The following is a 14,019-nucleotide window of genomic DNA, read 5'->3' as shown; positions in this document are numbered from 1 at the left end:
CTTCCGTGAGGCCGTTCACGGCGCCCCCTGCGAGGAGGGGACCGGCGTGCGCTCGGTCAGCAGGCGGCCCGCGCCGATCAGCCCGTGGTCGTCGTCGGCCACTCCCAGCGACACCATCGCGTCGACCTGTCCCGCGTCCAGGCCGAAGCAGCCGAGCCGGGTCAACTCGCCCACCAGGAGCCGCCGGTAGGGTTCACCGACGGCCAGCGCGAAGCCGCCCATCAGGATGTAGCGGCACACCCCGATCGACGTGAACACCGCCGAGACCGCCTGGGCGAGGTGGGTGAGCGTGCCGCGCAGCACCTCGGTGGCGAAGGCGTCGCCCTCGCGTACCGCGCGGGCCGTCGCCCGGTTGTCGATGTCCTCGGGCCGGCCGCCGCACAGCGCGGCGAGCCGCGAGCGGCCGAAACCGGCCGGATCGGCCGCGGCGGCCCGCCGCGTGGCGGCCAGCACGCCCCGGCCCGAGGCGATCGCGCCGAGGTGGCCGCGCCCCCCGCAGTCGCACGGCGGCGCGTCCGCGGAGACGTCGCACACCCAGTGGCCCAGCTCCCCGCCGTGGCCGTCGGCGTCGACGAGGACCTCACCGCCGCGGAACACCTTGTTGCCGATGCCCGAACTGACGGTCAGCAGGCAGAAGTCGCCCGGTTCGGTGGCCGCGTACCGCCAGGCCGCCGCCGTCAGGTCGTTGACGACGACCGCCGGTGCCCCGGTCCGTTCGGTGAGCAGGTCGCCCAGGGGCAGCGGGTCGCCGCGCCTTCCCCACACCGTCGGGGCGGCCAGGACGAGGCCGCCCGCGGTGATGGGACCGGCGAAGGCCACTCCGAGGGCCCGGGGGACGCGCCCGCCGGTGTGCGCGCCGACCTCCCGCACGATCTGGTCCACCACCCGCCGCTGGAGCACCGGCACGGGCGCGCCGGGGTCGCGGTGCATGCCCTCGACGGGCATCCGGCGCACCCGGGACAGCACGCCCGTCGCCGGGTCGTAGGCGCCGATCCGCAGCGTCGTGCCGCCCACGTCGAGCACGGTGAAGGTGCCGTCGTCACGCGCCATGGGCACCGTCCGCCCCTTCCCCGTGCGCCGCTCCGCCGGGCCCGTCGCGCCGCTCCTCGCGCACCGCCACCTCGAAGACCAGCAGCCGCAGGTCCTCGTGGGCGGAGTCGTTGCGCAGGCCGTGCTCCCCGTAGGGCTCGTTGACGACCACGTCGCCGGGGCCCACCCGGAACTCCCTGCCGTCCCGGTACATCAGCCCGCCGCCGTCGAGCACCACGTACGTCTCCCGGTCGGCGCCGTGCCGGTGCCGGCCGATCGAGGTGCCCGGCGGCAGCACCGCGAGGTCGACGAACTCCGCGCCGGGCGAGCCGGGCCTGCGCGCGAAGAGGCGGTGGGCGAGGATCGTGCCGAGGCCGTCGTGGTCACGCTCCTTGCCCGTCAGCAGCTCCCGCAGATTGACCACGTCCTCGTCAGGCATCGCGCCGCTCCGCTCCCGCGCCTGCGCGCCCGGTGTCCGGTGTGCCCGCGTCCTCGGCCAGCGCGCCGAGCGCGGCCACCAGCACGTCCCCGGGCACGTCCTCCAGTTCCTCCGCGAACGCGGCCTTGCCGATCCCGGTCGGCACCACCAGGTGCAGCTTGCGGCCCCGCCGCTGCCAGGACGCCCGCAGCGCCTGCGTCATCAGCTCCGGCGTGCACGTGTCCGGGTCGAACACCGGCAGCCCGATCGCGCGCAGCAGCCGGACGATCCGCTCGCAGGTCTCCTCGTCCGCGAGGCCCAGCAGCCTCGCCACGTGCGCGGACAGCGCCATGTCGACGGCGACGGCCTCACCGTGGCGGAGCCGGTGCTCGCCCGCCGTCTCCACGACGGGGCTGAAGGTGTGGCCGAAGTCGACGAGCCGGGCGAGGTCGTGCTCGCGCAGGTTCGGGCACAGCTCCTCCATCATCAGCCGCATCGACGTGCGCAGGACGTACTCCTCCAGCTCGCCGTGCGGACGGTCCGCGCCGCTCTCGCCGGCCGGCCCGCGGAACACGTCCGGGTGCCGCTCCAGCGTCCGGAAGAGGTCCTCGTCGAGGATCACGGCCATCTTCACGATCTCCGCGAGGCCGCAGCGGATCTCCCGGGACGGCAGCGTCGCCAGGAAGGCGGGGTCGTTCAGGGAGGCGTGCGCCGGGTGGTAGGCGCCGAACATGTTCTTCGTGTGCAGCGCGTTGACACCGGTCTTGACGCCCACCCCCACGTCGACCTGGCCGACGAGGGTGGTGTTGACCTTGATGTAGCGGATCCCGCGCGCGTAGATGGACGCGGCGAAACCGACGACGTCCGCGACGATGCCGCCGCCGACCGCGAGCATCACCCCGTGCCGGTCGAGGCCGTCCGCCTTGGCGACCGCACACACGTGCTCCACGGAGGCGAGCGTCTTGCGGTGCTCGCCGGTGGGCAGGACGTGCAGGGTCCACTGGCCCGGCCGCACATGGCGGTCGAGGTAGGCGCGTATCCGGGCGCCGTAGAGCCGGTCGACGGCCGGACTGACGTAGGCCACCACACGGCGGCCGTCCACGGCGTCGGCGAGCAGGGTGTTGTCCGCATCGAGCACTCCACCGGCGAGGTCGACCCGGTAACGGGTGCCGTCCGGTGCCCTCAGATCGAAGCCGCCGGCGTCCTCGCGGACCCCCGCGAGCGGCTGGCCGACCCGGTCAAGAACCTGGCCTGACATCTGTCTCCTCAGTCTTCCTCGGTCTTCTCACACGTATTACTGGGTTCACATGTCTCGCGGGTTTCCGCGCCACGCTGACCGAGGGCCGCGAACACCCGGGTCAGGGCCGGTACCAGGGGCCGGCCGGGAAGCTCCTCCAGCGGGACCGGGCGGCCCCGGCCGTCGCTGACGGGCAGCCGCCAGTTGGGGTGCACCGACGACGTGCCGGGGATGTTCTGCGGGCGCAGGTCACCGGTGGCGTCCGGCAGCCACACGCCGAGCAGCCGGGCCGGGGTGCGGCACAGGAACCGGTGGAGCGCGACGACGTCGCCCTCCGGGTCCGGCAGCAGCCCGAGCCGCTCCAGCTCCGCCAGCCAGCCGTCGCGCTCGGCGGCGGCCTCGGCCTTCTCCTCGGCCTCCGGGCGGGTCAGCAGGCCCAGCCGGGAGCGGAGTTCGACGTGCTCGCCGCTCAGCCAGGCGGCCGTGGTGGGCAGGTCGTGCGTGGTGAGCGTGGCCAGGCAGTCCGCGCGCCACCGCTCGGGCGGCAGCGGGCCGTGCCGGCCCTCGGAACCCCCGAGGTACTCGAACCGCTGCACGGACGTGCCGAGGACGCCGCGCGCGTGCAGGAACTCCCGTACGCCGGCCTCCACGGTGCCCAGGTCCTCGCCGATCACCGACGCCCCGGCCCGGTGCGCCTCCAGCATGACCGTGCCCAGCATCGCCTCCGCGTCGTAACGGACGTAGGTCCCCTCCGAAGGCGGCCGGCCCTCGGGCACCCACCACAGCCGGAACAGGCCCATCACATGGTCGATGCGCAGCGCGCCCGCGTGCCGCAGGCCCGCGCGCAGCAGCCGCGCGGCCGGCAGCCAGCCGGTCGCCGCGAGCCCGTCGGGGCGCCACGGCGGCTGTCCCCAGTCCTGGCCGTGCGGGTTGAAGTCGTCCGGCGGTGCGCCGACGCTCATCCCGGCGGCCAGGCAGTCCGCCAGCGCCCAGGTGTCGGCGCCCTCCGGGGCCACCCCGACCGCGAGGTCGTGGATGAGCCCGATGCCCATGCCCGCGCCGGTCGCCGCCGTCTGCGCGGCCGCGAGCTGTTCGTCCGTGATCCACGCCAGCCAGCGGTGGAAGTCCACCTCGGCGGCGAGTTCCTCGCGGGCGCGCGCCACGGCGGGCGAGCGCGGGTCGCGCAGCCCCGCCGGCCAGGACCGCCAGGCACCGCCGTGCACCTGGGCCAGCGCGCACCAGGTGGCGAAGTCCGTCAGGTCACGGCCCTCGCGCGCGGTGAACGCGGTGAACGCGGCGGCCCGGCCGGGCGTCAGCGGCACCTCGTGCACCGCGCGCAGCGCCTCGTGCTTGAGCGACCGCACGGTCTCCCGGTCGATGAGCGCGTCGCCGCGCAGCACGGCCTCGTTCAGCGCCCGCGCCCGTTCGGCGCACCGCTCGGCGCGGCGGCGGGCCTCGCCGGTGAGGTACGCGTACTCCGGTACCGCCTCCACCCGTACGTGCATCGGGTCGGGGAAGCGGCGGGTGCCGGGGCGGTAGGGCGACGGGTCGGGCAGCGGTCCGGGCTCGACGGCGTGCAGCGGGCCGAGCTGGACGAAGTCCGCGCCCAGGGACCGGCCCGACCAGGACGCCAGTTCCGCGAGGTCACCCAGGTCGCCCATGCCCCAGGAACGGCGCGAGAGCACCGAGTACAGCTGGACGAGGAACCCCCAGTGGCGGCCCTCGGGCACGGGCAGCCGCTCGGGTACGACCAGCAGCGGCGCCGACGCGTCACGTCCGCGCGCGCTCACGTGCAGGGTGTGCCGGCCGATCGGCAGCGGGCCGGACAGGGCGGCCCGGCCGCCGCCGTCCTCCAGCTCCACCTCGGCCACCGCCCCCTCGGGCAGCGCGGGCCGGGCCGCGTCCGCGCCGCGCAGCACGACGCAGTCGGGCAGCAGCCGGGCCGCGGCACGCGCCCGGTGGGCGGCCAGCGCGGCGCCGGCCGCCGAGTCCGTCGAGGCGTCCACCCCGCAGGCGGCGAGCACGGCCACCAGCGTGTCCGGCGACACGGAGACCCGCCGGCCCCGGTCGGTGGTGTACGCGGTGGAGATCCCGTGGGCACGGGCCAGTTCGCGCAGGGCCTCACTCATGCGCCACGCTCCGGCACCGGGTGCGGGCGCGACCGCGGCGACTCCCCGGCCCCGCCGGTCGCACCGACGGCACCGGTCCCATGGACGTCAGGGGCCGCACCGGCGTCACCGGCCGCACCGATGTCACCGGTTTCAGTGACGTCACGGGTCCCACCGGCGTCACCGGTCTCCTCCGCCGTGCCGAAGAGGCGTTCCAGGACGACGGCGACGCCGTCCTCGTCGTTGCCCGGGGCGATCTCGTCGGCCATCGCCCGCAGGGCCGGGTGGGCGTTGCCCACGGCCACCCCGTGCCCGGCCCAGGCCAGCAGGGGAATGTCGTTGGGCATGTCGCCGAAGGCGACCGTCTCGGCGGCGGTGAGCCCCAGCAGCTCCGCCGCCCGCGCCACCCCGGCGCCCTTGGTGGTGCCCGGCGGCAGCACCTCCACCATGCCGCGCACCGAGTGCACCACGGTGACCTCGTCCCCGCACAACCGCCGGGCCTCGGACTCCAGTTCGTCCTCCGGGACGTCCGGATGGTGCAGGACCAGTTTGTCGATCGGATCGGTCCACAGCAGCCCGCGGTCGGTGGTCACGTCCCAGCCGTGCCGCACCCGTTCCCCGAACCGCGGGGTCACCTTGAACCGGCTCTCCGGCGGGGCCGTCACCACGCCCAGCTCCAGCGTCCCGAGCGCGGCCTCCACCCGCTCGACCACACTGCGCGCCAGGTCCAGGTCGAGCGAGGCCGAGGTCAGCAGCCGGTCGGCACCGGCGTCGTAGAGCTGCGCGCCCTGCCCGCACACGGCGAGTCCGCGGTAGCCGAGCGCGGCCAGGTACTGCTTGCAGGCCGTGGCGGGCCTGCCGGTGACCACCAGGTGCCGCGCCCCCGCCTCCCGTACGCGCGCCAGGGCGCGCAGCGTCCGCGCGGACACCGTGAGGTCGTCGCGCAGCAGCGTGCCGTCGAGGTCGGTGGCCACGAGCCGGAACGGCGGCCGGGCCGCGCCCGCCGGGCCGCCGGCGGGCGCGGCCACCCGGACGGTCGCCTCGGAGCCCCCGGAGCCCCCGGAGCCCCCGGAGCCTTCGGCGCCCTCGGAGGTCACCTTGTCCTGTCCGCCGGCCGTGGCGGCCACCTCGATGCTGTCCCAGGTGACCCGGCCCGAGGCGAGGGTGAGCATGACGAGCAGGTGCCGGCCGACGGGCGGCCCGTCCAGGGTGCCCCGGAAGACACCGTCCCCGGCCGGGGCCAGCGGGGCCAGGACGACCCCGCTGCCGGCCGGCACCGCCTCGTCGGAGGCGACCGCCTCGGCACGGGACTCCAGGTCGGAGGCCCGCACCGTCCCGGTGACCGCCACGTCGACGTGGCGCGCGCCCGGGTGCGTGTACGTGACGTGCCAGCGGCCCGCCGCGTCCTGCCGTGTCCGGCAGCGCCCGCGCAGCCGCGCCGCCCAGTCCTGACGGCCCGCCGCCCGCGCCACCCGCGCGCACCGGACGAAGTCCGCCCGCGCGTACGCGGCGGCGAACAGCCGCTCGCAGGCCGCCTCGTCGAGCGGCGCGCACCGCCCGTACGCGTCCACGTCGCCGAGCGCCGCCGCCGACCGGGCCACCAGTGCCCGGTGCTCCGTCCAGGCCGCGGCGGGCAGCGCGTCGAACCAGCCGTACCGTACGGCGTCCTGGACCGGGTACGGTCTGCGGCGGCCGTCCAGCAGGTCCGCGAAGGCCGCCAGCCGCAGGTCGGCGCTGTGCCGCCAGGTGAAGGACCGGGCGGTGGCGCGGGCCCGCTCCGACAGGCGGGTGTACGCGTCGCGGTCCGTGCGCCACAGCGCGGCGGCCTCGCGTATGCGCGCGGTCAGCGCACCGGCCAGCGCCGGGTCGTCGTCGCGGAAGGAGCCCGGCAGCGCGAATCCCGTCGACGCGGGGTCCCCGGGCGGCAGGGCGTGCCCGAAGTGGGCGGTGACGGTCTGCGCGGTGGCCAGCGGCACCGCCCCGCACGCCATGGCCTCGGCCTGGGCGATGAGGAACCCGTCGAGTTCGTACTTGGAGGGGAAGACGCAGAAGTCCGCGCAGGCGGCCTGCTCGAACAGGGTGTCCTCGCCGGCCAGCCGCCAGTCCAGGTGGACCCGGTCCGGATACCGGTCGGCGACGGCCTGGAAGTGGGCGTTCGCCGGACCGGCCGCCGCCGCCCCGCCCCCGCCGGTGGCGAACCGCAGGACGAAGCTCACCTCCGGATCGGCCGCCAGGACCTCCTCGACCGCGCGCATCAGCTCCAACTGGCCCTTGTGGTGCACCGCGTACCGGGCGGCGTGGTAGAAGACCGGGCGCTCCGGGTCGAGGCCCAGCGAGCGCAGGACGGCCGCCCGGTCGACGGCGCCCGGATCGCGGGCCAGCCAGCTGTCGGATATCCCGCAGCCGCCCATGAGCAGCTTGTCCGCCCGCTCGCGCACCATCCGCGCCAGCGGCAGCGTCGCGAACAGGCTCTCGAAAGGCGTGTCGCGGAAGGTGGCGCAGTGGTCGCGCTGGCCCGGCGAGACGAAGTCGACCAGATCGGCGTGGGCCATGATCAGCGGCAGGAAGGAGACGTGGTCGGGGCCGTACTCGACGTGCATCCGGGTCCCCGCCAGGGCCCGCGCCATGGTCGCCGCCGCACTGTCCTCGGCGGGCGGCCGCGCGTCCGGCGCGTCCAGGTCCGCTTCCACGCCGAACAGCGCCAGCAGCCGTTCCACCTGCGGCCGGTACACCTTCTGCGTCACCGGCGCGTTCGCCGCGACCGTGCTCACCGTGCGCAGCAGCGGGTCGCCGGCGAACAGGGGCGGCAGCAGGTAGTGGTAGTACGGCTCGAAACCGTGCACCACCGCCGGGCCGCCGCCGAGGTGGCGGCGGATGAAGTGGGCCCCGGCCACCTGGAAGACCAGGGGCTTGAAGTGGGCCAGGTCCCGGCCCTCGGTGCCCGGCGGCGGGTACAGCCGGTCCGGCAGCAGGTCCAGGAAGGCGTCGGAGAGGAAGTAGACGTCCACACCCTCCAGCCGCAGCCGGTGCGCCCGCGTGGTCAGGTCCAGCGTGATCTCCGGCGGGTGGCCGGGCCACACCTTGGGGTCCAGGACGAGCGGCACCCGGTGCTCGTGGACGTAGTCGAGTTCCTCGATCGCGTGGTCGCGGCGCAGCGCGCCGAGCAGCCCGTGGGCGGGCGTGACCAGCGAGACCCGGTGGCCGCGGGCCGCGTACTCGCGCGAGAGGTTCCACACGAGCGGCGACAGCCCGCCCCGCATGAGCCGGTTGTCGAACCCGCCGCACTCGAAGGCGAAGTGGATGATGTGCATCGCGTCCGCGGGCGCGTCGTGCGTCCGTGTCCCGTCCGCACGCCGCTCCCGGGGTGTCCGTGTCCCGGGCAGTCCCTGTGCGCCGGATGTCCGTGTCCCGTGCATGCGTTCCCGCCTCATCCGAGTGCCGCGGCGGCGCGGGCGCCGGCGGCGCGCAGCTCCGGCAGGCCGATGAACTCGGTGTGGGTGCCCACGCTGCCGCACACGAACGCGCCGGCCACCGAACCCGCCAGCACGCACTCCTCCAGCTCACGCCCCTCGAAGAGGGTGTGCAGGAACGCCGTGACGAACGCGTCGCCCGCGCCGTTGGTGTCCACCACCGGCCGCTCCGGACGCACCGCCGGGAAGTGCCGCACCCGGTCCTCGCCGCGCACCAGCAGGTGGCAGCCGTCGGCGCCGTCCGTGGCGACGGCGAACCGCGCCCGGCCCTCCTCGACGACCGACCGCAGCACCGCCTCCACCCGGTCGTGGATCGCCGCCGCGCTCAGGAACACGTAGTCGGAGGCGAGGGCGTACGTACGGTGGTGCGGGTTGCGCCCGTCCCAGTCGTGCAGGTCCGTCGAACTGGTCACGCCCAGGCGGTGGATGTCCTCGTACATGTCCTGGTTGTGGCCGGTGATCGACAGGTGGACGTGCGCGGAGCGCTCCAGGAACGGCAGGTAGAAGTCGCGCGGCAGCCTCAGCCCGGCGGGGTGCCGGCCGTCGTAGAAGGAGAACCGCCGCCCCTGCGGGTCGACGAGGTTGGCCGCGCGCGGGGTGCCGTGCGGCGAGACGACGTGACTGAAGTCCAGGCCGTGGCGCGCGTAGTGGTCGAGCACCATGCGGCCCTGCGGATCGTCGCCGAGGAAGTCGATGAACTTGGTCCGCAGGCCCAGCGTGTGCCAGCCCAGCGCCACCCCGTTGCCGGTGTGCCCCACGTAGTCCCGCAGCGGCTCCACGAACACCGAGTCGCCCGGCGGCACCCGCAGTTCGTCGACCCGCACGATGGTGTCGACGCCCACACCGCCGACCACCAGCACGTCGTAGTCGCCCGAACCCCGCCGCTCGCCCGCGGCCTGTCCCGAGACGGTCATGCCCTCACTCCTTCGGTGACTTGCTGGACCTGGCCGTCCTCCAGGACGACCGCCCCGTCGATGTCCTCGCCCGGCGCCACCACGGCACCGGGCAGCACCACGCTGCGCCGCACCCGCGCCCCCGCGCCGATCCGCACGCCCGGGAACAGCACGCTGTCCTCCACCAGACCGGCGTTGACCAGGTCGGCCGGGACCAGGCTGGCACGCACGCCGGCGGCCTCGGCCACCCAGTGCCGGGCGGTGCCCGGGCGGACGGTCAGCGGCATCTCGGTCACCGGTAGCGGCGCGCGCGGACCGGCGGCCAGCGCCAGATGCGCGCGGTGGTAGCGCTCCACGGTGCCGATGTCCTCCCAGTGGCCGCGCACCTCGTGCCCGCGGATGTGCTCCCCGGCCGCGAGCATCGCGGGGATCACGTCCCGGCTGATGTCGTGCTGCCAGCCGGTGCCGTCCAGCGCGGTCAGGTAGCGGCGCAGCACGGCCGCGTCGAACACGCAGAACGCCGCGAAGACCAGGTCGGAGGTGGGGTTCTCCGGTTTCTCCACGAACTCGGTGAGCCGGCCGCGGCCGTCGAAGCCGACCATGCCGAACAGGTGCACCCAGCGCGGGTCGATGCGCTGGTAGGCGACGGTCAGCGCGGCCCCGGACGCCCGGTGCGCCGCGACCAGCGGACCGTAGTCGTAGCGGTAGACGTGATCGGCGTGCAGCACCAGGACGTGCTCGGTGCCCTCGGTGAAGACGTACTCCGCCTTGCGGATCAGCGCGTCCGCGGTGCCGCGCTCCAACGGCCAGGTCCGGGCGGGCAGTTCACCGGGCAGGCGGCCCGCGGGGACGGCCCGGTAGGCGCTGTCGTACGGCCCGAAGAGCACCCGGAAGCCCGGCCGGGCGTTCCACACCCGGTGCAGGTCGTCCATCAGCAGCCGCTCCTCGTACTGCGACAGCAGCAGCACCTCCGGCAGGCCCGAGGCGCGGGCGTTGGCCAGGCTGAAGTCGATGAGCCGGCAGGCGCCGCCGAAGGGGACCAGCGGCTTGAGCCGGCCGGTGCCCAGCGGTCCCATGCGCCGGCCCTCGCCGCCGGCCAGCAGCACCGCGCGCACGCCCCGCAGGCCGGTTCCGCGCGGGTCATGTGCCCGAGGATCAGACATGGCGCACCTCGTCCCAGGTGACACGGCCGCAGGAGAGGGTGAGCAGGAGCTGGGTGCCGTCGGCCGGTGCCTCACCCGTGAAGACGCCCGGTGCGGTGCGCTCCAGGGTGGTCACCTCGGGCAGGGCCCGGTCCGAGTCCGGCCGCGCGCCGACCACTTCCACCCGTTCGGCGTGCGGCAGCCGGTACTCCAGACGGGTGCCGCTCACCCGCCGGCGCTCGCGCAGCGCGGTCACCTCCGCGGGCGGCACGGCGCCGGGGACGCGGGCGAGGACCTGCTCGCAGGCGGCGAAGTCGGCCCGCAGCCAGGCGGCACGGAAGATCCGGCGGGCGGCGTCCGCGTCGAGCGGGGCGTGGCGCGCGTAGGCGTCGAGGTCGCCGTGGTCCACGGCGGCGTCGGCCGCGGCCTGCCGGTCGTACCCCAGGTCGTCGGGGAGCAGGTCGAACCAGCCGTGCCTCAGGGCGAGTTCAGGAGACAGAACCGGCGGCCGGCCCTCCCACAGCTCCGTGAACGCCGCCAGGTGCAGGTCGGCGCAGTGGTCCCAGGTGAAGACCCGGGCGACTGCCGAGGCCCGCCGCGACAGCTCCTGGTAGCGGTCCGGCTCCGCGGACCACAGCGCCGCCGCCTGCCGGATGCGGTCGGCGAGCGCGGCGACCAGCAGCTCGTCGTCCTCCGCGAAGGACCGGTTGACCGCGAAGCCGGTGGTGGTCTCCGGTCCGTCGGCGTGCCGGAAGTGCTCCATGCCACGCTGGTCGGTGGCGATGGGCACCGCTCCCGCGGCCATCGCCTCGCCCTGCGCGATGAGGAAGGTGTCCATCTCGAACTTGGACGGGAAGAGCGCGAAGTCCGAGGCGGCGGCGTACGCGAACACCCGCTCCTCGGGCACCCGCTCCCACTCCAGGTGCAGCCGGCCCGCGTGCCGGGCGGCGACCTCGTGGAAGTACGGGTCGTCGATGCCGGCGCCGGAGATGCAGCGGACGACGAAGTTGGCCGCCAGGCCCTCGCCGAGCACCCGGTCCACGGCCCGCACCAGCTCCACCTGGCCCTTGTGGTGGACGGCGTAGCGGGCGTTGTGGAAGAACGTGGGCAGCGCCGGGTCCAGGCCCAGGCCGCCGAGCACCTCGGTCCGGTCGACCCCCTCGGGGTCCCAGGCCAGCCACTGGTCGGAGATGGCGCAGCCGCCGACGAACATCTTGTGCGCGTTGCGCCGCACCACGTCGGCGATCGGCAGCCGCCGGAAAAGCGCCTCGAAGGGGGTGTCCCGGAAGGAGGCGTAGAAGTCGAGCTGACCGGGGGAGAGGAAGTCGATCAGGTCGGCGTGCTCGGCGGTCAGCTCGTAGAGCGCCACGTGGTCCTGCGGGTAGGTGTAGTGCAGGTGGGTGAGCTGCTGGTACTGGACGACGGCCGCGGGCACGTCGGGCTCGGGGTCCGGTCCGGGCAGCTTCACGTCCACGCCGAGCAGCTCGAAGAGCCGTTCCACCTCGGGCGCGTACACCTTCTTCGCGATCGGCATGTTGCTCTGCACGTTGCTGACGACCAGCTTGGTGGGGTCCGCGCGCAGCGCGGCCGGCAGCAGGTGGTGGTAGTACGGCTCGTGCGCGTGCACGATCGCCCGCTCCTGGCCGAACCAGGCGCGCAGGAACCGCACGCAGTCCACCTGGAACACCAGCGGCTTGAAGAAGACCAGGTCCCGTCCCTTGGCGGAGTAGGGCGGGTAGAAGGTGTCCGGCAGCCGGTCCAGGTACTCGTTGGACAGGAAGTACAGGTCCACACCGTCGAGCCGGATGCGGTGGGCGGTGGTGCGCAGCGGCAGCCGCACCTCGGAGGGGAAGCCGTGCCACACGCGGGTGTCCAGGGCCACCGGCAGCGTGTAGGCGTCGTCGTAGGGCAGGTCCTCCACGTCGTAGCGGCTGCGCAGGTCGTCGAGGCGGCCGTGCGCCGGGGTCACGATGGAGACCCGGTGGCCGCGGGCGGCGAAGGTCCTGGAGAGGTTCCACAGGTAGACGGAGGTGCCGCCCTGCAGGAAGGTGTGGTCGAAGCCGCAGCACTCGAAGTACGTCTCGATGACGTGCATCCGGGGCTCGGGGGAGGTGCGGGGCGGCCGGGGCGCGTTCACGACGGTCATGTCCTCGCGGGGGTCGTCGGGGCGGGGGTCGTCGGGGCGGTGTCCGGCGCCAGCGCGAGCGCGTGGCGCAGGTCGATCGCTGCGTGGTAGGGGCGGGCGTGGTCGTGGTTGTAGCCCAGCTCGTGCAGCAGGCGGCGCAGGTAGAGCAGGCGCCGCAGCGGGCTGTCGGGGGCGGGGCCGAGCAGCAGGCGCAGCACGTGCGCGCGCCAGGTGTCGGCGGTGCGGAACACGGCGTCCACCACGGCCCGCCCGCCGGGCGGCAGACCGTCGGCACCGTCCGGGGACGCCTCGCCGGTAACCTCCAGGGAGGCGTACATGGTCAGGGTGGAGTCGATGCCGAGCCGGCGGGCGCTCTCGAAGGCGGCCTCGTCGGCCGCGAAGTACTCCAGGGCGCGCTGGACGGCGACGAGGTCCTGGAGCGGCGACTGGGCGGCGTAGGCCGGGTCGTCGGGTGACACGGCGGGCGTGGACAGGTCGATGACGCTCATCCGCCAGGGGGCGCCGTCGGTGTCCTGCTCACCGCACAGCAGGTGCGACAGGTGCAGGTCGCCGTGGCAGGGCCCGGCGCCCGGCGCCGTGTCCGCCCCGGCGAACTCCTGGCCCAGCAGAGCCACTTCGCGCTCCAGGGCGGCGAAGGCGGCACCTCGGGCGGCGGACGGCAGGGACGGCCCGTCCCCCGAGGCTCCGGCCGGGGGCTGTGCGGCGCCCTCCAGGCCGGCCAGCCGCCGCGCGGCACGCTCCAGCGCCTCGCCCACCGGATAGCCGGCCGAGGGCGCGCCCAGGAGCGCCGACAGGTCCCGGTGGAAGGCGCGCAGGAAACTCCCGGCGGCGCGCAGGTTCTCCTCCAGGGGGCGCAGATGAGCCCGGACGAGCCCTTCGGGCGCCGCTCCCTGCCCGGTCAGCCGCGGCCACAGGGAGCGCAGGTTCTCCCGCAGCGGTACGTCGATGCCCCGGCCCGGCGCGTGGCGGTACAGGACGCCCAGCGGGTGCCGGGTGCCGCGCACCGGGTCGGTGTACGTGTAGTCACCGGCCCACTCGGGGGTGCGCCCGGTGCCGCTCATCAGCCGCAGCAGCCCGGGTTCGCGGACGGTCTCGTCCAGCCGCCGGTAGGTCTTGTGGATGTGGGCGAGGCCGCCGATCTCCACCAGCGACAGGGCGTTGGACGACCAGCCCTGGTCGAACGGCAGGCGCCGCACCTCGCCGGCCGGGACGCCGGGCGCCCGCCGGAACTCCAGGACCCCGCCGCGCGCGGTGCGCAGCGGTGTCCCGGCCAGCACCCGGCGCACGGCCGCGAGTCCGGCGGTGGCGTCCCCGTCCCCGGGCCCGCCCCCGGGTGCGCCGTCCGGCCCGCCGGTCCGTACCGGGACGAAGAACCGCTGCCCGGACGCGGGGCCGCCCACCGCGGCCACCACGAGCAGCAGGTCGTGCGGGCCCAGCACCGCGTGGTCGATCCGCTCGAAGCGGTCGGCGGCGCGGGCGTCGTGGGACATCCACGGGGCGTCGCGCAGCAGCGCCCCGAGCTGCGCGTCATCCGGCACAATCACGCTCGGCCCGTTCAACTCGGTCGGCTCGTGCG

The 14,019-nt window shown here is 75.1% G+C and carries 9 protein-coding genes; all 9 read right to left on the bottom strand.

The genetic code is table 11. The features are described from left to right. Window positions 1-15: 15 nt before the first annotated feature. Window positions 16-1,050 (bottom strand): ROK family protein, encoded by a 1,035-nt coding sequence (locus IG64_RS25835; protein ID WP_037860434.1) that lies wholly within the window; start codon window positions 1,048-1,050, stop codon window positions 16-18. After that, window positions 1,040-1,468, bottom strand: a complete 429-nt coding sequence (locus IG64_RS25830; protein ID WP_078884220.1) for a cupin domain-containing protein — start codon at window positions 1,466-1,468, stop codon at window positions 1,040-1,042. The genes IG64_RS25835 and IG64_RS25830 overlap by 11 nt, the downstream gene beginning before the upstream one ends. Then, window positions 1,461-2,705, bottom strand: coding sequence for a sedoheptulose 7-phosphate cyclase (locus tag IG64_RS25825; protein WP_051813343.1), 1,245 nt, complete (start codon window positions 2,703-2,705; stop codon window positions 1,461-1,463). The genes IG64_RS25830 and IG64_RS25825 overlap by 8 nt, the downstream gene beginning before the upstream one ends. 8 nt (window positions 2,706-2,713) lie before the next feature. Further along, window positions 2,714-4,813, bottom strand: a complete 2,100-nt coding sequence (malQ, locus tag IG64_RS25820; RefSeq protein WP_051813342.1) for a 4-alpha-glucanotransferase — start codon at window positions 4,811-4,813, stop codon at window positions 2,714-2,716. Further along, window positions 4,810-8,103 carry a Cof-type HAD-IIB family hydrolase gene (locus IG64_RS43110; RefSeq protein WP_063758839.1) on the bottom strand — a complete coding sequence of 1,098 codons (3,294 nt, stop codon included), beginning with the start codon at window positions 8,101-8,103 and terminating at the stop codon, window positions 4,810-4,812. The genes malQ and IG64_RS43110 overlap by 4 nt, the downstream gene beginning before the upstream one ends. A 116-nt stretch (window positions 8,104-8,219) precedes the next feature. Next, window positions 8,220-9,176 carry a carbohydrate kinase family protein gene (locus IG64_RS25805; RefSeq protein ID WP_051813341.1) on the bottom strand — a complete coding sequence of 319 codons (957 nt, stop codon included), beginning with the start codon at window positions 9,174-9,176 and terminating at the stop codon, window positions 8,220-8,222. Next, complete coding sequence (locus IG64_RS25800; protein ID WP_234438613.1) at window positions 9,173-10,318, bottom strand: sugar phosphate nucleotidyltransferase; 1,146 nt, start codon at window positions 10,316-10,318, stop codon at window positions 9,173-9,175. The genes IG64_RS25805 and IG64_RS25800 overlap by 4 nt, the downstream gene beginning before the upstream one ends. After that, complete coding sequence (locus IG64_RS25795) at window positions 10,311-12,443, bottom strand: glycosyltransferase (RefSeq protein WP_234438612.1); 2,133 nt, start codon at window positions 12,441-12,443, stop codon at window positions 10,311-10,313. The genes IG64_RS25800 and IG64_RS25795 overlap by 8 nt, the downstream gene beginning before the upstream one ends. After that, complete coding sequence (locus IG64_RS25790) at window positions 12,440-13,987, bottom strand: hypothetical protein (protein ID WP_158771638.1); 1,548 nt, start codon at window positions 13,985-13,987, stop codon at window positions 12,440-12,442. The genes IG64_RS25795 and IG64_RS25790 overlap by 4 nt, the downstream gene beginning before the upstream one ends. Window positions 13,988-14,019 lie beyond the last annotated feature (32 nt).

Origin of the sequence: Streptomyces sp. NRRL S-340, from assembly GCF_000720185.1 — a bacterium.
GTDB lineage: Bacteria > Actinomycetota > Actinomycetes > Streptomycetales > Streptomycetaceae > Streptomyces.
The sequence above is the reverse complement of the archived record's forward strand: the minus strand, read 5'-3'. Positions and strand labels throughout refer to the sequence as shown.

What these genes read in the sequence shown, in the direction of transcription:
- IG64_RS25835 (WP_037860434.1), bottom strand. Translation starts at nt 1,050, where the DNA reads ATGGCGCGTGACGACGGCACCTTCACCGTGCTCGACGTGGGCGGCACG.
- IG64_RS25830 (WP_078884220.1), bottom strand. Translation starts at nt 1,468, where the DNA reads ATGCCTGACGAGGACGTGGTCAATCTGCGGGAGCTGCTGACGGGCAAG.
- IG64_RS25825 (WP_051813343.1), bottom strand. Translation starts at nt 2,705, where the DNA reads ATGTCAGGCCAGGTTCTTGACCGGGTCGGCCAGCCGCTCGCGGGGGTC.
- malQ (WP_051813342.1), bottom strand. Translation starts at nt 4,813, where the DNA reads ATGAGTGAGGCCCTGCGCGAACTGGCCCGTGCCCACGGGATCTCCACC.
- IG64_RS43110 (WP_063758839.1), bottom strand. Translation starts at nt 8,103, where the DNA reads ATGCACATCATCCACTTCGCCTTCGAGTGCGGCGGGTTCGACAACCGG.
- IG64_RS25805 (WP_051813341.1), bottom strand. Translation starts at nt 9,176, where the DNA reads ATGACCGTCTCGGGACAGGCCGCGGGCGAGCGGCGGGGTTCGGGCGAC.
- IG64_RS25800 (WP_234438613.1), bottom strand. Translation starts at nt 10,318, where the DNA reads ATGTCTGATCCTCGGGCACATGACCCGCGCGGAACCGGCCTGCGGGGC.
- IG64_RS25795 (WP_234438612.1), bottom strand. Translation starts at nt 12,443, where the DNA reads ATGACCGTCGTGAACGCGCCCCGGCCGCCCCGCACCTCCCCCGAGCCC.